At 71.3% G+C, this 17,494-nt stretch carries 18 protein-coding genes; 17 read left to right on the forward strand and 1 reads right to left on the reverse strand.

Annotated features, from left to right (window positions below):
• Position 1: 1 nt before the first annotated feature.
• The 17 genes from ABD086_RS14015 (at position 2) to ABD086_RS14095 (ending at position 16,356) form a co-directional block, all read left to right on the forward strand.
• Positions 2-1,309: an MCE family protein gene (locus ABD086_RS14015; RefSeq protein ID WP_343908178.1), complete on the forward strand. Its 1,308-nt coding sequence runs from the start codon at positions 2-4 to the stop codon at positions 1,307-1,309.
• The gene (locus ABD086_RS14020) at positions 1,306-2,391 is read left to right on the forward strand and encodes an MCE family protein (RefSeq protein WP_343908179.1); all 1,086 of its coding nucleotides are present in this window, start codon (positions 1,306-1,308) and stop codon (positions 2,389-2,391) included. Before ABD086_RS14015 ends, ABD086_RS14020 begins: the two co-directional genes overlap by 4 nt.
• Positions 2,388-3,386, forward strand: a complete 999-nt coding sequence (locus tag ABD086_RS14025; protein ID WP_343908180.1) for an MCE family protein — start codon at positions 2,388-2,390, stop codon at positions 3,384-3,386. The genes ABD086_RS14020 and ABD086_RS14025 overlap by 4 nt, the downstream gene beginning before the upstream one ends.
• Complete coding sequence (locus ABD086_RS14030; RefSeq protein WP_343908181.1) at positions 3,383-4,600, forward strand: MCE family protein; 1,218 nt, start codon at positions 3,383-3,385, stop codon at positions 4,598-4,600. Before ABD086_RS14025 ends, ABD086_RS14030 begins: the two co-directional genes overlap by 4 nt.
• Complete coding sequence (locus tag ABD086_RS14035) at positions 4,597-5,928, forward strand: MCE family protein (RefSeq protein WP_343908182.1); 1,332 nt, start codon at positions 4,597-4,599, stop codon at positions 5,926-5,928. The genes ABD086_RS14030 and ABD086_RS14035 overlap by 4 nt, the downstream gene beginning before the upstream one ends.
• A complete protein-coding gene (locus tag ABD086_RS14040; RefSeq protein ID WP_343908183.1) occupies positions 5,925-7,193 on the forward strand; it encodes an MlaD family protein in 1,269 nt (422 codons plus the stop codon). The genes ABD086_RS14035 and ABD086_RS14040 overlap by 4 nt, the downstream gene beginning before the upstream one ends.
• The gene (locus ABD086_RS14045; protein ID WP_343908184.1) at positions 7,154-7,705 is read left to right on the forward strand and encodes a hypothetical protein; all 552 of its coding nucleotides are present in this window, start codon (positions 7,154-7,156) and stop codon (positions 7,703-7,705) included. The genes ABD086_RS14040 and ABD086_RS14045 overlap by 40 nt, the downstream gene beginning before the upstream one ends.
• The gene (locus tag ABD086_RS14050) at positions 7,702-8,364 is read left to right on the forward strand and encodes a hypothetical protein (RefSeq protein ID WP_343908185.1); all 663 of its coding nucleotides are present in this window, start codon (positions 7,702-7,704) and stop codon (positions 8,362-8,364) included. Before ABD086_RS14045 ends, ABD086_RS14050 begins: the two co-directional genes overlap by 4 nt.
• Positions 8,365-8,428: 64 nt before the next feature.
• The gene (locus ABD086_RS14055; RefSeq protein ID WP_343908186.1) at positions 8,429-9,418 is read left to right on the forward strand and encodes an NAD(P)/FAD-dependent oxidoreductase; all 990 of its coding nucleotides are present in this window, start codon (positions 8,429-8,431) and stop codon (positions 9,416-9,418) included.
• Positions 9,419-9,429: 11 nt separating this feature from the next.
• Complete coding sequence (locus ABD086_RS14060; protein WP_343908187.1) at positions 9,430-9,621, forward strand: ferredoxin; 192 nt, start codon at positions 9,430-9,432, stop codon at positions 9,619-9,621.
• Positions 9,622-9,623: 2 nt separating this feature from the next.
• Positions 9,624-10,520, forward strand: a complete 897-nt coding sequence (locus ABD086_RS14065; RefSeq protein ID WP_343908188.1) for a 3-oxoacyl-ACP reductase — start codon at positions 9,624-9,626, stop codon at positions 10,518-10,520.
• 39 nt (positions 10,521-10,559) lie between these two features.
• A complete protein-coding gene (locus tag ABD086_RS14070; RefSeq protein WP_343908189.1) occupies positions 10,560-11,315 on the forward strand; it encodes a glucose 1-dehydrogenase in 756 nt (251 codons plus the stop codon).
• Between the two features lie 2 nt (positions 11,316-11,317).
• On the forward strand, positions 11,318-11,815 hold the full coding sequence (locus ABD086_RS14075) for a TIGR03618 family F420-dependent PPOX class oxidoreductase (RefSeq protein ID WP_343908190.1): 498 nt from the start codon (positions 11,318-11,320) through the stop codon (positions 11,813-11,815).
• Positions 11,816-11,877: 62 nt separating this feature from the next.
• Entirely contained in the window at positions 11,878-13,215 is a 1,338-nt protein-coding gene (locus tag ABD086_RS14080; protein ID WP_343908191.1) for a hypothetical protein, read from the forward strand.
• Positions 13,212-13,679: a GtrA family protein gene (locus tag ABD086_RS14085; protein WP_343908192.1), complete on the forward strand. Its 468-nt coding sequence runs from the start codon at positions 13,212-13,214 to the stop codon at positions 13,677-13,679. Before ABD086_RS14080 ends, ABD086_RS14085 begins: the two co-directional genes overlap by 4 nt.
• Complete coding sequence (locus tag ABD086_RS14090; RefSeq protein ID WP_343908193.1) at positions 13,676-14,140, forward strand: lecithin retinol acyltransferase family protein; 465 nt, start codon at positions 13,676-13,678, stop codon at positions 14,138-14,140. Before ABD086_RS14085 ends, ABD086_RS14090 begins: the two co-directional genes overlap by 4 nt.
• A 44-nt stretch (positions 14,141-14,184) precedes the next feature.
• A complete protein-coding gene (locus tag ABD086_RS14095) occupies positions 14,185-16,356 on the forward strand; it encodes a CocE/NonD family hydrolase (RefSeq protein WP_343908194.1) in 2,172 nt (723 codons plus the stop codon).
• A 475-nt stretch (positions 16,357-16,831) separates the two neighbouring features.
• Here ABD086_RS14095 and ABD086_RS14100 read toward each other — a convergent pair whose 3' ends face one another.
• Positions 16,832-17,434: a TetR family transcriptional regulator gene (locus ABD086_RS14100; RefSeq protein ID WP_343908195.1), complete on the reverse strand. Its 603-nt coding sequence runs from the start codon at positions 17,432-17,434 to the stop codon at positions 16,832-16,834.
• Positions 17,435-17,494 lie beyond the last annotated feature (60 nt).

The following is a 17,494-nucleotide window of genomic DNA, read 5'->3' on the forward strand; positions in this document are numbered from 1 at the left end:
GATGCTGGTCAACATCTACCACGACAGCCCCCGGGAGCACCGGCGGCTGCTGGTCGCCGGCGTCGCGTTCCTGACCGTGATCGCGCTGCTCATCGGGCTGTCCATCGCCGTCTACGACAAGACGTTCGATCGGGTCACGACCGTCACCATCCAGGCCGACCGGGCCGGCCTCCAGCTCGCGAAGTTCGGCGACGTCCGCGTCAACGGCGCGCTCGTCGGCCAGGTCCGCAAGGTCGACCAGCAGGGCGACCAGGCGCTGATCACCGTCGCCCTCGACCCGGACGAGGCCGAGCAGATCCCCGACAACGTGTCGGTGCAGATCCTGCCCACCACGCTGTTCGGCCAGAAGTTCGTCTCGCTCGTCGTGCCCGACGACCCGTCGAAGACGCCCCTGGAGAGCGGCGACGTCATCCCCGCCGACCGGGTGGAGACCAACGTCGAGCTGAGCCGGATCCTCAACCGGCTCTTCCCGCTGCTGCGCTCGATCCGCCCGGCGGACCTGAACGCGACGCTCAACGCCCTGTCCACCGCGCTGGCCGGCCGCGGCGAGCAGCTGGGCCGCACCATGGACCAGCTCGACGACTACCTCGGCCGGATCGACGACCACCTGCCCACGCTCCGCACCGACCTGGTCAAGCTGGCCGACGTCGCCCGCACGTACGACGGCGCCGCGCCCGACCTGCTCGCGGTGCTGCGCAACGTGACGGTGACCGGCCGGACGATCGTGGCCGACAAGCAGCAGCTGAGCACGTTCTTCTCCGACCTCGGCGGGCTCGCGGACACGTCCAGCCGGGTGCTGAGCCAGAACTCCGCGAACCTGATCCGGGTCGGGCAGGTCACCGAGCCGGTGCTGCGCCTGCTCGCGGTGTACTCGCCCGAGCTGCCGTGCCTGATCAAGGGCGCCGCCCGCTACGCGCCCCGGCTGGCGCGGACGTTCGAGGGCAACCAGGTCAAGCAGTACATCGAGTTCGGCGCCCCGCAGTACAACGCCTACGACAAGAGCGACCAGCCGAAGTACGGCGAGGTCGGCCACGGGCCGTGGTGCCTGGGGCTGCCGAACCCGCCCGTGCCGTCGCCGCGCCTCGCGCTCAAGCAGGGCAGCGACATCGACGAGCACCCGCCGACGTCGCCGGTCCCGGACTACCTCGGCCTGAACCGCCCCGGCGTCGACTACTCCGGGTCCGCGGGGGAGCAGCAGATCGTCAACGCACTGCTCGCCCAGCGGACCGGCGCCTCCGCAGACAGCTTCGGGTCGCTCGGCGCGCTGATGTTCGGGCCGCTCCTGCGCGAGGGGGTGGACGCGAGGTGAGCAGGAACTCGACGACGATCGCCGCCGGCATCAAGCTGGGCGTCTTCACGCTGGTCTCGATCCTGGTCACCGGCCTGCTCGCGGTGATCATGGGCAACTTCGGCTTCGGCGACCAGTCGACCTACCGGGCGGTCTTCAGCACCGCGTCGATGCTGCAGAAGGGCGACGACGTCCGGGTCGCCGGCGTGAGCGTCGGCGAAGTGAAGAAGGTCGAGCACTACGACCGCACCGAGGCGCTGGTGACGTTCAAGGTGGCCGCGGACGTGCCGCTCACGACGGCCTCGCGCGCGGAGATCCGCTACCTGAACCTGGTCGGCGACCGCTACCTGGCCCTCGAGGAGGGCGCGGACCAGGACGCCGCGCCGCTGGAGGACGGCGGCACCATCCCGATCGGCCAGACGAAGCCGGCGCTGGACCTGACCGTGCTGTTCAACGGCTTCCAGCCGCTCTTCCAGGCGCTGAACCCGCAGCAGGTCAACGACCTGAGCATGAACCTCGTCCAGGTGCTCCAGGGCGAGGGCGGCACGGTCCAGAGCCTGCTCGCCAAGACCGCCTCGCTCACGAACACGCTCGCCGACCGCGACCAGCTGATCGGGCGCGTGGTCGACAACCTGACGCAGACCCTCCAGACCGTCGACAGCCGGCACCAGCAGCTGAGCGACCTCGTCGTCGGGCTGAAGAACTGGATGGCCGACCTGGCCCGGGACCGGAAGGTGATCGGGTCCTCGATCGACAACATCTCCGACCTCACCGTCGTGGTCGCCGACCTGCTGCGGCAGGGCCGGCCGCTGGTGAAGTCCGACATCGCGAAGCTGCGGAAGCTCGCCGCCCTGCTGAACCAGAAGAAGAACAGTGCCAACCTGGTCGACCTGCTCGACCGGCTGCCCGAGTCGATGACGGACCAGACCCGGACCGGCACCTACGGGTCCTGGTACAGCTACTACATCTGCGGCTTCAGCGGCCGGATCACGCTGCCCGCCGCGCTCGGCGCCCTGCCCGGCGTCAAGCAGCTCATGAAGCAGCTCGACCACCTCGACTTCCACTCCACCGCCCCCCGCTGCAACGGAGCGACGGCACCATGAGCGTCACGAGGTCCTACAGCGACGCCCGCATCCTCCGGCTGGGCGCGATCACCGTGGTCGCGATGCTGCTGGTGATGGCGGCGGCCTTCAACCTCTCGCAGTTCCCCGGCTTCAAGGGCGGCACCTATCGCGCCGAGTTCAGCGACGCCAGCGGCCTGCACGTCGGCAACATGGTCCAGGTCGGCGGGATCCGGGTCGGCCGCGTGCAGGACGTCAGCCTCGAGGACAGCAACAAGGTGCTGGTCACCTTCGACGTCGACAAGGGGGTGGACTTCGGCCCCGAGAGCCGGGCGTCGATCGAGGTGCTCAACCTGCTGGGGGAGAAGTACCTCGACCTCCAGCCCGCGGGCGAGGGCCAGATGCCCGAGGACGACGTGATCCCGCTGGACCGCACGCAGTCGGCGTACGACATCGTCGGCGTCTTCAGCGACCTCACCCAGACCACCGAGCGGATCGACACCGGGCAACTCGCGAAGGCCCTGGACGTCGTCGCGGACACGACCAACCAGGCCGCGCCGGAGATCCGGTCGAGCTTCGAGGGCATCGCCCGCCTCTCGCAGAGCGTGGCCTCGCGGGACGACCAGATCCAGGCGCTGCTGACGAGCTCGCAGAGCGTCAGCAAGGTGCTCGCCGCCCGCGGCCAGGACCTCGTCGACCTGATGAAGCACGGCGACCTGGTGCTGCAGGAGGTGCGGCAGCGCAGGCAGGCCATCCACCTGCTGCTGGTCAACGCGCGCGAGCTCGCCGACCAGCTGAAGGGGGTCGCGCAGGACAACCAGGCCCAGATGGGCCCGGCGCTGAAGGAGGTCGACGACCTGCTCGCGCTGCTCAACAGCAAGGACAAGCAGCTGAAGGCCACCCTGAACGCCCTCGGCCCCTACGTCTCGATCCTGGGCAACATCATCGGCACCGGGCCGTGGTTCGACGCCTACGCGTCGAACCTCGCGGCGATCCCGACCGGCGAGTTCCAGCCCGGCTTCCAGGAGGGGCAGTGAACGTCCTGAGCAGGGTCAGCGGGCGCGCCATCGCGGTGGCCCTCGCCGTGCTGCTGCTGGCGGGGACCTACTTCGTGTTCCTCCGCGACGACACGCGGACGAAGACGGTCACCGCCCACTTCCCACGGGCGGTCAGCATCTACCAGGGCAGCGACGTGCGCATCCTCGGCGTCAACGTCGGCCGGGTCACCGCGGTGGTGCCGGAGGGCAACTCGGTCCGCGTGGACATCGAGTACGACGCGAAGTACCGGGTGCCCGCGGACGCGAAGGCCGTCATCGTGACGCCGACGCTGGTCGCGGACCGGTTCGTCCAGCTCACCCCGGCGTACGAGCCGGGCGACCGGGTGCTGGCCGACGGCGCGGACATCGCGCTGCCGGACACCGGCGTGCCGGTCGAGCTGGACCGCATCTACGCCAGCCTGCGCGACCTGTCCGAGGCGCTCGGCCCGAACGGCGTGAACAAGGACGGCACGCTCGACCACGTGCTCGCGGCCGGCGCGCACGCCCTGGACGGCAAGGGCGCGCTCGGCAACCGGATGCTGACCCGGCTCGCCGCCGCCGCCGAGACCTTCGGGACCGGCGCCGGCCCGCTGTTCGAGACCGTCAAGCAGCTCGCGCAGTTCACCACCACGCTGGCGCGGAACGACCGGTTCGTGACCGCGTTCATCAAGGACCTCGCCCGCGTCTCGGGCCAGCTCGCCGGTGAGCGGACCGAGATCCGGCAGGCCCTCGCCTCCGTCGCGCAGGCGGTCGGCACCGTGCAGGCCTTCGTGCACGACAACCGCGCCCGGCTGGTCGACAGCGTGGAGCGGCTGACCCGGGTGATGAAGACGATCAACTCCGAGAAGACCAGCCTGGACACGGCGCTGCGGGTGGGCCCGACCGCGATCGGCAACCTGGCGCTGGCGTTCAACAACCAGACCGGCACGATCGGCTCGCGGATCGGCATCAGCGGCAACGTCTGGGACGCCGACGGCTTCCTCTGCGGGGTCGTGCAGCAGGCCGGCCTGCCGCAGGCCAGTGCGGACCTGGCCTGCAAGCTGTTCAAGCAGCTCCTGGAGCCGGTCGTGAGCCAGGTCCCCACCGGGCCGCCGTCCGAGCAGGGCCGGTCGTCGGGCCGGTCGCCGGGCGGGTCGAGCGGGCTCAACCAGGTCCAGCAGTACGCCGCCGGCGGCGGCGGCTCGCTCGGCGCGCTGATGGGGGGCCGCTCATGAGGCGCGTGCTCCCGGCGTTCGCGCTGCTCACGGCCCTGGCGGTCACCGCGAGCGGCTGCAAGTTCGACGGCGCCTACGACCTGCCGCTGCCGGGCGGCCCCGTCGACGAGGGCAACTCGTTCCAGGTGACGGCCGAGTTCCGCGACATCCTCAACGTCGTCCCCAAGTCGCCGGTCATGGTCGACGACGTCACCGTCGGCGAGGTCACGGACGTGACGAGGGTCGGCTGGCACGCCGAGGTCACGCTCCGGGTGAAGAACGACGTGGATCTGCCGGACAACGCGATCGCCGAGATCCGCCAGGTCAGCCTCCTCGGCGAGAAGTACGTCGCCCTCGAGCCGCCGCCGAGTGGGGCGAGCGGGACGCTGTCCGAGGGCGACCACATCCCGCTCGCCGACACCGGCCGCAACCCCGAGGTCGAGGAGGTGCTGGGCGCCCTGTCGTTCCTGCTCAGCGGCGGCGGCGTCGAGCAGCTCGGCACGATCACCCACGAGCTGAACGCGGTCATGGACGGCCGCACGGACCGGCTCCGCCACCTGCTCGGCTCGCTCGACAACGTAGTCGGCACGATCGACGCCCAGAAGAACGACATCGTCGACGCGATGGACGCCGTCGCCCACCTCACGGCGACGCTGAACAGCGAGAAGAAGACGATCACCGGCGCGCTGGACGTGATGGGGCCGGCGATCGAGGTGCTGGCGTCACAGCACGACCAGCTGATCTCGATGCTGCGGTCGCTGGACCGGCTGGGCGCGGTCGGCACCCGGGTCATCGGCCAGAGCAAGGAGAACATCCTCGAGTCGCTGGACCACCTCCAGCCGGTGCTCCAGCGGCTGTACGAGGCCGGCGACAAGCTGGCGCCCGGCCTGAACCTGCTGGTGAGCTTCCCGTTCCCGAAGGAGGCGTCCGAGATCGTCAAGGGCGACTACGCCAACACCTCGATCCGCGCCGACATCAGCCTCGAGAACATCATCCCGACCGGCCAGGAAGGCGGCGGCGTCCCGCCCGTCGTGCCCGACCCCGGCCAGGTCGTCGACGCCGTGACGAAGTGCCTCCGGAGCGGTGACCTCCAAAGCAAGCCCTGCCAGAAGGTCCTCGGCAGCGCCGACCTGGTCGAGAAGCTGAAGAAGGAGTGCAAGAAGAAGCGGTACGACGGCAACCCGGTCTGCACGATCGTCGAGGCGCTCCCCGGCGCCGGCGGACCCCTCGGCGGGCTGCTCGGCGGAGGGGTCGGCGGAGGGGCCGGCGGGCTGCTCGGGCGCGCCCTGGCCGACGGCACCCCGAGCCCGGCACCGAGCCCGGCCGCGCTGTTCGGAGGCCCCGCATGAGCCACGGCGTGAAGATCCGCATCGCGGCGTTCCTCGTGCTGAGCGCGGTCGGGATCGTCTACATGGCCGGGTCCTACCTCGGCCTCGTGGACCGGGTGCTCGGGCGCGGCATCACCGTGCACGCGACCCTGCCCACCTCCGGTGGCCTGTTCGAGGGCAGCGAGGTGACCTACCGCGGCGTGAAGATCGGCAAGGTCTCGGCGATGAACGCCACCGCCGACGGCGTGGACCTCACGCTCGCGCTCCAGGACGGCACCCGGCTGCCCGAGGACGCCCCGATGTACGTGCACAACCTGTCCGCGGTGGGGGAGCAGTACCTCGACTTCGAGCCCCCGGACGACGAGGGCCCGTACGCCGAGGCCGGCTACACCTTCCACGGTGGCCAGGACTCGCTCCCCGTGGACGAGGGCGACCTGCTGGTCGAGCTCGACAGGTTCGTCGGGTCGGTCGACAAGCGGAACCTGACCACGGTGGTCCGCGAGCTCGGCACCATGTTCGACGACACCGGCCGTCCGCTCCAGCGGCTGCTGGACAGCGGCAGCGAGTTCGTCCGCCAGGCGTCCCTGCACACCGCCGACACGATCCGGCTGCTCGACCGCGGCGAGCGCGTGCTCTCGACGCAGCAGGGCCAGCGCGAGAACATCCGCAGCCTCGCGCGCAACCTGCACGCCCTCACCGGCGCGCTGGCCGCCAGCGACGACGATCTCGACCGGGTGCTCACCGACACCCCGGGCGCGGCCCGCGAGGTCGACGTACTCTTGCAGGACCTGGAGCCGACCCTGCCGGTCCTCCTCGGCAACGCGGTGAGCGTCAACCAGGTCGTGGTCTCGAACCTGGCGGGCGTGGAGCAGCTGCTGGTCACCTACCCGCGCGTGATCTCGTCGGGCTTCACGGGTACGCCGCCGGACGGCTACGGCCACGTGAACATGCAGATGGACTACCGGCAGCCGCCGTGCACCGACGGGTACAAGCCGCCCAGCCAGTGGCGGTCGCCGCGCGACCTGACCGACGCGCCGATCTACCCCGCGCAGTGCCGGAGCGGGCCGCCGTACGTGATGCGCGGGACCCCGCACTCGCCGCAGAACACCCGGCACGGCGATCCGGGTGCGGTCTACCGGTCGTCGTACGACCCGGAGACGGGAATCGTGTCGGGTGCCGTCGATGACCACGGCGACCCCGTACGCTTCCTCGATCAGGGCAACCTGTCGATCCTGGGAGGGGACGCATGGAAGTGGCTGCTGGTGGGGCCGGTGACCAGCCGGTGACCGCTGGCGGTACTCGGGTCCGCCTCGACATCGGTCTCTTCGTGCTGGCGCTCCTGCTCGCCTGCGCCTGCGTGTTCGGGGGCGTGCTGGTCGTGCAGCAGCACCGCGACGACCAGCGGGTCGCCGCGGAGCAGGAGCGGTACGGCGAGGTGCTGGCCGCCGCGCGCACGGAGGTGACGGCGTTCATCAACATCGACTACCGCAACGCCCAGGACAGCATCGACGCGGTGGCCGCCGGAGCGACCGGCGACTTCCGCAAGCAGTACGACACCTCCACCGACAGCGTCGTGAAGGTGCTCGAGCGCGAGCAGTCGGTGATGGACGGCCAGGTGCTCTGGGCCGGGGTCGTCGACGTGGACGCCGACAGCGCGACCGTGCTCGCGGCGACCACCGGCACGGTCGCCAACCGCTCGACGGACAACCAGAAGGTCGCGCGGTACTTCCGGCTCAAGCTGGACCTGCAGAAGGTCGGCGACCGGTGGCTCACCTCGAACCTGGAGTTCGTCGGATGACCCCCTCCCGCGGGCTGGGCTCCCGCAACCCGTCCGGACGGCCCCGCAAGATCGCGAGCCAGACGCACCCGGTGGTCGAGCCGGTCGAGACCCCGGAAGCCGAGGCAGGACCCGACGGTGCGGAGGTCTCGACGAGCTCGACCGACGGGGGCCGGGTTCGGACGATCGCGCTGCTCGTCGCGATCGTGGTGCTGCTCGTCGTCGGCGGCCTCGAGGCCTGGTACCTGACCCGCGACGACACCCCGACCGTCTCGCCGTCGCGGCCCGTGGTGGTCGGCGACGCGACCCGCGCCGAGGCCGTCGAGACCGCGGCCCGCTCGACCGAGGAGATCCTCTCCACGACGTACGACGGCTACGACGACCAGGTCCAGCAGGCGACGCAGAAGATGACCGACACGTTCGCCGAGCAGTACCAGCAGACCGCCGACGGCATCCGCGACCGGTTCATCGCGCAGCGGACCCGGCTCCAGGTGAAGGCGGTCGGCCAGAGCGTGGTGCAGGCGTCGCCGTCGCAGGTGCAGGCGTTGCTCTTCCTCAACCAGTACGTCGAGAAGACCGTCGCCGGGCAGCCGAAGACCGACTACGCGCAGTACCGCGCGCTGGTGACGGTCGTGCACACGGACCACGGGTGGCTGGTGTCGAAGATCGACACGCAGTGACCGGTGTGCCAAACTAGAACACGTTCCAGTTGAGACGGCCGTCCGGGCAGGGAAGGATCGCGGCGTGGCCCAGCAGGCAGCAGAGCACACCCACGACACGGACCTCCTCATCGTCGGCGCCGGCCCCACGGGGCTGTTCGCCACCTACTACGCGGGCTTCCGCGGGATGCGGGTCGCGGTCGTCGACTCGCTGCCCGAGCTCGGCGGCCAGATCACCGCGATGTACCCGGAGAAGCAGATCCTCGACGTCGCCGGCTTCCCCAGCGTCAAGGGCCGCGACCTGGTCGAGGGCCTGGTCGAGCAGGCCGGCACCGCGCATCCGGCGTACTTCCTGGACCGCACCGCGAGCACGCTCACCGAGGACGACGACGGCGTGACGGTGGGGCTCGACGACGGCACCGCGATCCGGGCGAAGGCCGTGCTGATCACCGCGGGCATCGGCAAGTTCAGCCCGCGGCCGCTGCCGGCCGGGGACGGCTGGCTGGGGCGGGGCCTGGAGTTCTTCGTGCCGAGCTTCGCGCCGTACGCCGGCAAGGACGTCGTCATCGTCGGCGGCGGCGACAGTGCGTTCGACTGGGCGCTGCACCTCGAGCCGGTCGCCCGGTCCGTGACCGTGGTGCACCGGCGCGACGCGTTCCGCGCGCACCAGCGGACGGTGGACGCGGTGCGCGCCTCGTCGGTCGAGATCGTCACCAAGGCCGAGGTCTCCGCGCTGAAGGGCAACGGCGTCCTGGAGTCCGTGGACATCACCGTGGACGGCGAGACGGTCACCCGCCCGGCCCAGGCGGTCGTCGCCGCGCTCGGCTTCGTCGCCGACCTCGGGCCGCTCCAGCAGTGGGGGATCGAGGTCGAGAAGCGGCACGTGGTCGTGGACTCGTCGATGCGCACGAACCTGCCCCGCGTCTTCGCGGCCGGCGACGTGACCGAGTACCCCGGCAAGGTCCGGCTGATCGCGGTCGGCTTCGGCGAGGCCGCGACGGCGGTCAACAACGCCGCGGTCGTGATCGACCCGAGCGCCCACGTGTTCCCCGGTCACTCCTCCGAAGGAAGCTGAGGTAGTACTGCATGAAGATCAAGGTCGACTTCGACCTCTGCGAGTCCAACGCGCTCTGTGAGTCGCTCGCGCCGGACGTGTTCGAGCTGGACGACGACGACTACCTCCAGCTGAAGACCGAGGAGACGACGCCCGAGAACATCGACGCCGTCAAGCGGGCCGTCGCCGCCTGCCCGCGCGCCGCGATCTCGCTGGAGGACTGACCGTGGGAGATCGCTCGCTGGACGGCAAGGTCGCCGTCGTGACCGGGGCCGGCGCGGGCCTCGGCCGCGCGGAGGCCCTCGCGCTCGCCGAGGCGGGCGCGCGCGTCGTCCTCAACGACCTGCCCGGCGGCGCCGACGCGGTGGCCGAGGAGATCCGCTCCCGCGGCGGTGAGGCGACGATCGTCGCGGGCGACGTGGGCGAGCGGACCACCGCCGACGCGATGGTGGCCGCCGCGGTCGACGGCTTGGGCGGTCTCGACGTCGTGGTCAACAACGCCGGCATCACCCGGGACCGGATGCTCTTCAACATGTCCGACGAGGAGTGGGACCAGGTGGTGCACATCCACCTGCGCGGCCACTTCCTGCTCTCGCGCAACGCCGCGGCGTACTGGCGCGCGAAGGCCAAGGAGTCGGGTCCGGTCGGCGCGGCCGTCGTGAACACCGCGTCCGAGGCGTTCCTGTCCGGCCCGCCAGGGCAGGCCAACTACGCGGCCGCGAAGGCGGGCATCGCCGCGCTCACCGTGTCGACCGCCCGGGCGCTCTCCAGCAGCGGCGTCCGCGCCAACGCGATCTGCCCGCGGGCCCGCACCGCGATGACCGCCGACGTGTTCGGCGCGGACGAGTCGGGCCTCGAGGTCGACCCGTACTCGCCGGACCACGTGGCGCCGGTCGTCGCCTACCTCGCGTCGCCCGCCGCGGCGAACATCACCGGCCAGGTCTTCGTCGTGTACGGCGGGATGGTGGCGTTGGTCGCCGCTCCCGTGGTGGAGCAGCGGTTCGACAAGTCCGGCACCCTCTGGACGCTCGACGACCTGGACAAGCAGCTCGGCGGCTACTTCGACGACCGCGACCCCGCGGTCGGCTTCGCCGCCGACTCGATCATGAAGCTGACGGTGTGACCCGGTGGTCGAGCCTGTCGAGACCCCGGGAGGTCTGAAGTGAACCGTCTGGAGGACAAGGTCGCGATCGTCACCGGCGGCGCGATGGGTCAGGGCGCCGGCATCGTCCGCGCGTTCGTGGCCGAGGGTGCGCGCGTCGTGGTCGCCGACATCGCCAAGGAGCAGGGCCAGGCGCTCGCCGACGAGCTGGGTCCGGACGTCCACTTCGCCCACCACGACGTCAGCGACCAGGCCTCGTGGACCGCGCTGGTCGAGGACACCAACCAGCGCTTCGGACCGGTCAACGTGCTCGCGAACAACGCGGGCCTGCTCCGCTTCGGCCAGATCGAGACGATGCCGATCGACGAGCTCGAGCTGCTGTTCCGCGTCAACCAGCTCGGTTGCTTCCTGGGCATGCAGGCGGTCACGGAGACCATGCGCACGAACGGCGGCGGCGCGATCGTCAACGCCTCGTCCGTCGAGGGCCTCGCGGGCATGGCTGGCTGCACGGCGTACGCCGCCACCAAGTGGGCGATCCGCGGCATGACCAAGTGCGCGGCGATGGAGCTGGGGCCGCAGGGCATCCGCGTGAACTCGGTCCACCCCGGGATGATCGACACCCCGATGACGCGCGTCCACGGCGGCGACGCCGCGATGGAGTACGGCGCCTCGAAGGTGCCGCTGCGCCGGGTCGGGCACCCCGAGGACGTCGCCCCGCTCTACGTGTTCCTCGCCAGCGACGAGTCGGCGTACGTCAACGGCGCCGAGATCTCGGTCGACGGCGGCGTCACCGCGACGCACGCGTTCGGGGGTTAGCGGTGGCGAACCAGCGCGGCCAGGTCGTGATGTCCGACGACGAGGTCGCCGAGTTCCTCGCGCAGCAGCGGTCGTCGACGCTGGCGACGTACGGGCCGCAGGGCCAGATCCACCTGGTCGGCATGTGGTACGCGATCCTCGACGGACAGATCTGGTTCGAGACCAAGAAGAAGGCGCAGAAGACCGTCAACCTGCGGCGCGACCCGCGCTGCTCGTTCCTGGTCGAGGCCGGTCACACCTACGACCAGCTCCGCGGCGTCGCCATCGAGGGCGAGGGCGTCGTCGTCGAGGACGAGGACGTCGTCTGGGACGTGTGCGTGAACATCTTCGAGCGCTACAACGGCGCGTACTCCGAGGAGATGAGGCCGTTCGTGGAGTTCATGGCCCACAACCGCGCCGCGATCCGCCTCGACCCGGCCCGCACGCGGTCGTGGGACCACCGCAAGCTCGGGCTGCCCGCGATCGAGCTCGGCGGGTCGACCGCGCCGTACGTCGGGTAGCGGCCCCGGAACCACCCGGATGAGTCACGCGCCGCGCCGGGTGCCGGACCTACCGTGGCGCCGTGGCACGCTTCTCGAGACGGACGCTGGCGGCCGCGGTCGCCCTGCTCAGCCTGGTCACCCCCGTCGCGCTGATGGCTGCGGGCCCGACGACCGCCACGGCGGCGCCGGCGCGCCACTCCGTGAGTGACGACGCGATCACCTACACGCCGCAGACGGTGCTCGTCCCGGCCGCGGTCGTGAAGCAGCAGCTGATGAAGGTCTCCGCCGACGGGGCGACGTACACGTTCCGGAAGCGCGCCGGGGTCCTGGCGAAGCTGAAGAAGGGCTCGGTGATGCTGCTGGAGCGGCAGGCCGCCCGCGACGTCATCGCGACGAAGGTCGTGAAGAAGCACCTCGTGGTGCGGACGACGGCGGCCGCGCTCACCGACCTCGTGTCGGACGGCACCCTGTCGTGGGACTCGACCCTCGACTGGAGCCATGCCTTCGCGATCAGCGGCAGCGGCGTACCGGTCGCCCGGACGCCCGCGCGCCGAGGCGGCGGCTTCACGCTCTCCGGGAAGGTGGAGGGCTACGGCTACTCCGCGAAGTTCACGCCGTCGGACACGGGCATGGCCGTCTCCATCTCGATCACGCGCGACACCCCGGTCGAGCTCGAGGTGAGCATCACCGGCACGCTCTCCAACCTGCGGACGGCGGGCTCGATCACGCTCGCCCACGGTGCGGTCGGCGAGGCGCAGTGGCTCGCGAACGACATCGCCGGGTCGTTCGAGCTCGCGTACTCGGCCAAGCCGATCTCCCAGTTCGGCCTGGGGCAGGCCGGCGGCATCAAGGTGACCCTGCCGGCCGAGGTCGCCGTCCCGTTCCTGGTCGGGTCCATCCCCTTCTACGTCGGCGTGAAGGTGGCGTTCTTCGCGAGCGCCGGCTTCTCGAGCTTCGACCAGTCCCTGTCGGGCAGCTACACGCTCGACTACGACGGGCACGGCGGGTTCCACCTCACGAACGACGGGGCCACCACGGCCCAGGGCGTCCTCGACGGCCTGGGGCAGATCCTCCTCAACGCCGCGGACGCCGTCGCGAACGGGCCGATCTCGTTCATCTTCGGGGCGCAGCTCCCGCAGCTCGAGCTCGGCATGGGGACCAAGGGCCTGAGCATCGCCGGCAACGTGACGCTCATCGGCCAGACCGGCATCGCCACCTACGGGTCCGGCTGCGACACCCGCAAGTTCCAGGTCCTGGGCACCACGGGCGCGAAGGCGTCGTTCTTCGGGATGTCCGCGTCGCTCGGCAGCGCGACCCTGTTCGACAAGTCGTACTACGCGTCCTATCCCGCGGGCTGCGGGACGTTCCCGAGCCGACGTACGCCGCCGGCCGGGCCGGCGGTACGCTCTGCCCAGTGAGCGCCCGTCCGATCGCCCGAGGCGCGCTGCGCCGCATCCTCGGTGAGGTGGTCCGCTTTCTCCTGGTCGGAGGCCTGGCCACCGCGGTCTCCTTCGTCGGCTTCAACATGCTGGTCCACGGGCTCTTCCTGGGCGGTGGTGCACCGCTCGCGCGCCAGGCGGTGCCGGCGTTCGTGCTCGTGAACGTGGTGGCCGGCTGCGTGGCGTACGCCGGCATGCGCGCCTGGGCGTTCCGCGACCGGGAGGTCAGCGACCCCGCGACCGGCCTGGTCCGCTTCTTCGGCCTCGGCGCGCTGACCATGGCGATCCCCGTCGTCTGCCTCTGGGCCAGCCGCCACGTGCTCGGCCTGACCAGCCCGCTGGCCGACAACCTGGCCGCCAACGTGATCGGCCTCGGCCTCGGCGCGGCCGCGCGCTTCTGGGTGTTCCGCCGCTACGTGTTCGACGAGGTCTCGATCGCATGAGGGGCGACCACGTCTATGTGCGCCGGCGGACCTACTCGCACCACGGCATCGACTGCGGCGACGGCACGGTGATCCACTACGTCGGCCCGCGCCGCTCGATCCGGCGGATCGAGCGGACGTCCTGGCAGGAGTTCGCGGCCGGCGACCAGGTGCACGTGCGGTCCTACAAGATCCGGCTGGCCGCCGACGACGTCGTCCGCAACGCCGAGTCGCGGCTCGGGACCGAGGGCTACAGCCTGGTCACCAACAACTGCGAGCACTTCGCCACCTGGGCGTCCACCGGCGCGCCCGCCAGCAGCCAGGTGCGCCGCTGGGCGATGGCCGCACCCGGCGCGGTGGCCTCGGTCGGGGCGGCCGACGCCGTCGGCGGCCACCTGATGCTGCTCGGGTCGCTCGGCATGGGCGTCTACGCGATGCTGCGGCCGCTGCGGCGATCGCGCCGTACCCCCGAGGTCGCGTAGCCGAATCCGGACACCGCGAGGCGGGAACGTGGCAGCATCGCGCCATGGGAGCGCGGAGGGTGGCGGCTGCGGTCGCGGCGGCGGCCTGTGTCCTGGCGGGGAGCCTGACGGCGACGAGCGGGGCGAGCGCCGCCGGCCCGTCGTTCACGGTCCGGCCCAGCGTCAACCAGCTGTACGTGCTGGACGCGGCGCCGGGGGAGCAGCTCGCGCTGGTGCAGGGTGACGACGTCGTCGCCTCCGGCACCGTCGACGAGCTGGGCAGCCTGGCCTGGCGGCAGCTGGACGCCGGCAGCTACGAGGTGCGCGGCGAGGGGGGCACCTCGACGCCGGTGACCGTCACCGACTTCGGCGGCCCGCCCCCGCCGTCGTCGTTCTACTCCGGGCAGGCCCTCGGCGACGGGTTCGGCTACATCACCACGCGGGACGGCACGACGCTGTCGGCGAACGTCTCGCTGCCGAAGGGCCGGTCCGGGCCGTTCCCGACCGTCGTCGAGTACTCCGGCTACGACCCGAGCAACCCCGCGAACACGACCTTCGCGCAGCTCTTCAACGCACTGGGGTTCGCCTACGTGGGGGTGAACGTGCGCGGCACCGGGTGCTCGGGCGGGGCGTTCATGACCTTCGAGCCCGTCCAGAGCATCGACGGATACGACGTCATCGAGACCGTCGCCGCCCAGCCGTGGGCGGCCGGCAAGGTCGGCATGGTCGGCATCTCCTACCCGGGGATCGAGCAGCTCTACGTGGCGCGCACCCAGCCGCCGCACCTCGCGGCGATCACCCCGCTGTCGGTCATCGACGACACCTACCGCGGCACGCTCTACCCGGGCGGCATCCTCAACACCGGGTTCGCCGTCCCGTGGGCGAAGGAGCGGGCCGCGCAGGCGGCGCCGTACGGCCAGGCGTGGGCCAAGGCCCGGGCCGAGGCGGGCGACGAGGAGTGTGCCGAGAACCAGCGCGTGCGGCTGCAGAACGTCGACCTCGCCACGATGATCGACGACAACCCCTTCTACTCATCCGGGATCGGCGACCCGATCAACCCGAGCGTCTGGGCCCCCGACATCGACGTGCCGGTCTTCATCGCCGGCGCCTGGCAGGACGAGCAGACCGGCGGGCACTGGCCCGCGCTGATCAGCCGGCTCACCGGCTCGCCGCACGTCTACGCGAACCTGGTCAACGGCTCGCACATCGAGTCGCTGAGCCTCGGCATCTTCGGGAGGTACGCCGACTTCCTCGACCTGTACGTCGCGCATCGGGTGCCCGGCACCGCCAAGAAGCTGGTCGCGCCGATCCTGGCGCAGGCGCTCACCGGCGTCGGCGGCCTGCAGCTGCCGCCGGGCATCGACTACACGGGGATGAGCTACCGGCAGGCGCTCGCGGCGTACGAGGCGCAGAAGCCGGTGCGCGTGCTGTTCGAGGAGGGCGCCGCCGCCGGGCAGCCGGCCGGGTCGCCGCTGCCGCGGTTCGTGCGGACGTTCTCCTCGTGGCCGATCGAGTCGGTGCGGCCGACGGCGCTCTACCTCGACGGCAAGCGGCTCGGCGGTGCGCGGCCGGCCCAGGCACCGTCGCCGCGGGTTCGCGGCTACGTCGCGGACCCCTCGGCGCTGCCGGCGGTGGACTTCCCCGGCGGCAACATCTGGAGCGCGGACCCGACGTACGACTGGCGTCAGATCCCACCGGGGAAGGGCCTCGGCTGGATCACCGCGCCGCTGGAGAGGACCGTGGTGGCGATCGGCACCGGCTCCGTCGACCTCTGGATCAGGTCGTCCGCCCCGGACACCGACCTCGAGGTGACGCTCAGCGAGGTCCGGCCGGACGGGACCGAGGTCTACGTCCAGTCCGGCTGGCTCCGCGCCAGCCACCGGGCGCTGGACCGGACCCGCTCGACGGCGATCTCGCCGGTGCACACGGACCTGGCCGCCGACGCGGCGCCGCTGCCCGCCGGCCGGTGGACCAAGGTGCGGGTCGAGCTGTTCCCGTTCGCCCAGCCCTTCCGGAAGGGGTCGCGGATCCGCCTCACGCTCGACGCGCCCGGCGGCGCCCGGCCGCAGTGGGCGTTCGCGCGCACGGTCTCGGACGGCGAGCGCGTGCAGGTCCTCGCAGATCGCCGGCACCCGTCGCGGCTGGTGCTGCCGGTGGTGCCGGGCGTGCAGGTCCCGGCCGCCGCCCCGCCGTGCGCGTCGCTGCGCAGCCAGCCGTGCCGGACCTACCCGGGCTGACGCCGAGTCGGCGCTACTGCAGGCGTAGGCAGTGTCGAGTCGGCGCTACTGCAGGTGTAGGCAGTGTCGAGTCGGCGCTACTGCAGGCATACGCAGTGTCGAGTCGGCGCTACTGCAGGCATACGCAGTGTCGAGTCGGCGCTACTGCAGGCATACGCAGTGTCGAGTCGGCGCTACTGCAGGTGCAGGCAGTGTCGAGTCGGCGCTACTGCAGGTGCAGGCAGGGTCGAGTCGGCGCTACTGCAGGTGTAGGCAGGGTCGAGTCGGCGCTACTGCAGGTGCAGATCTGCATTGGCGCCGACTCGGCGGTGGTGTGGCCTGCATTGGCGCCGACTCGGCGGTGGTGTGGCCTGCATTGGCGCCGACTCGGCGGTGGTCCAATCTGCATTGGCGCCGACTCGGCGGTGGTGCGGCCTGCATTGGCGCCGACTCGGCGGTGGTGCGGCCTGCATTGGCGCCGACTCGGCGGTGGTGCTCAGTCGCGCAGCAGCAGCTTGACCGCGACCTCGATCTGCTGACCGGTCTCGACGGCGTTGGTGCGGCCGGTGACCCAGCCGACCAGGGCGGAGAGCCAGACGTCGCCGATCACGCGGGCGATCTGGACGTCGTCCTCGGTGACCTCGTGGCCCTCGGGGTACATCGCCCGGGTCAGCATCGAGGTCAGCAGCATGCCGACCTGGTGGATCTCGGCGGCGACGGAGGCGTCGGCGAACATGAACGCGCGGGTGAGCGCCTCGGTCAGCTTGGGGTCGCTCTGCATGCCGCGAGTGGTCCGCTTGAGGACGTTGATGACCCGGTCGGCGGTGGTGTCGCCCTCGACCGGCTTGTCCCGCAGGGCGACCTCGGTGCGCTCGAACTCGCGCTGCAGCGCGGACACGAGCAGGTGGATCTTCGACGGGAAGTACCGGTACAGGGTGCCGAGGGCGACGTCGGCGCGCTCGGCCACGGCCCGCATCTGGACGGCGTCGAAGCCGCCCTGGGACGCGAGCGCGATGGTCGCGTCGAGGATGCGCTTGCGCCGGTCGCGCTGGGCCGCTGAGCCCAGGTCTTCGACCGCCAGCGAGTTGGCGCTGCTCACACGGACCCCTATCCCTGCTTGTCGATGGACGAGCGTCCACGCAGACGCCGGAGGTCGCAT

It is taken from the genome of Nocardioides aquiterrae (genome assembly GCF_039526625.1).
GTDB classification, from domain to species: domain Bacteria; phylum Actinomycetota; class Actinomycetes; order Propionibacteriales; family Nocardioidaceae; genus Nocardioides; species Nocardioides aquiterrae.

Coding starts and splice junctions, on each gene's coding strand:
- ABD086_RS14015 (WP_343908178.1), top strand. CDS start 2: ATGCTGGTCAACATCTACCACGACAGCCCCCGGGAGCACCGGCGGCTG.
- ABD086_RS14025 (WP_343908180.1), top strand. CDS start 2,388: ATGAGCGTCACGAGGTCCTACAGCGACGCCCGCATCCTCCGGCTGGGC.
- ABD086_RS14035 (WP_343908182.1), top strand. CDS start 4,597: ATGAGGCGCGTGCTCCCGGCGTTCGCGCTGCTCACGGCCCTGGCGGTC.
- ABD086_RS14040 (WP_343908183.1), top strand. CDS start 5,925: ATGAGCCACGGCGTGAAGATCCGCATCGCGGCGTTCCTCGTGCTGAGC.
- ABD086_RS14045 (WP_343908184.1), top strand. CDS start 7,154: ATGGAAGTGGCTGCTGGTGGGGCCGGTGACCAGCCGGTGACCGCTGGC.
- ABD086_RS14050 (WP_343908185.1), top strand. CDS start 7,702: ATGACCCCCTCCCGCGGGCTGGGCTCCCGCAACCCGTCCGGACGGCCC.
- ABD086_RS14060 (WP_343908187.1), top strand. CDS start 9,430: ATGAAGATCAAGGTCGACTTCGACCTCTGCGAGTCCAACGCGCTCTGT.
- ABD086_RS14090 (WP_343908193.1), top strand. CDS start 13,676: ATGAGGGGCGACCACGTCTATGTGCGCCGGCGGACCTACTCGCACCAC.
- ABD086_RS14095 (WP_343908194.1), top strand. CDS start 14,185: ATGGGAGCGCGGAGGGTGGCGGCTGCGGTCGCGGCGGCGGCCTGTGTC.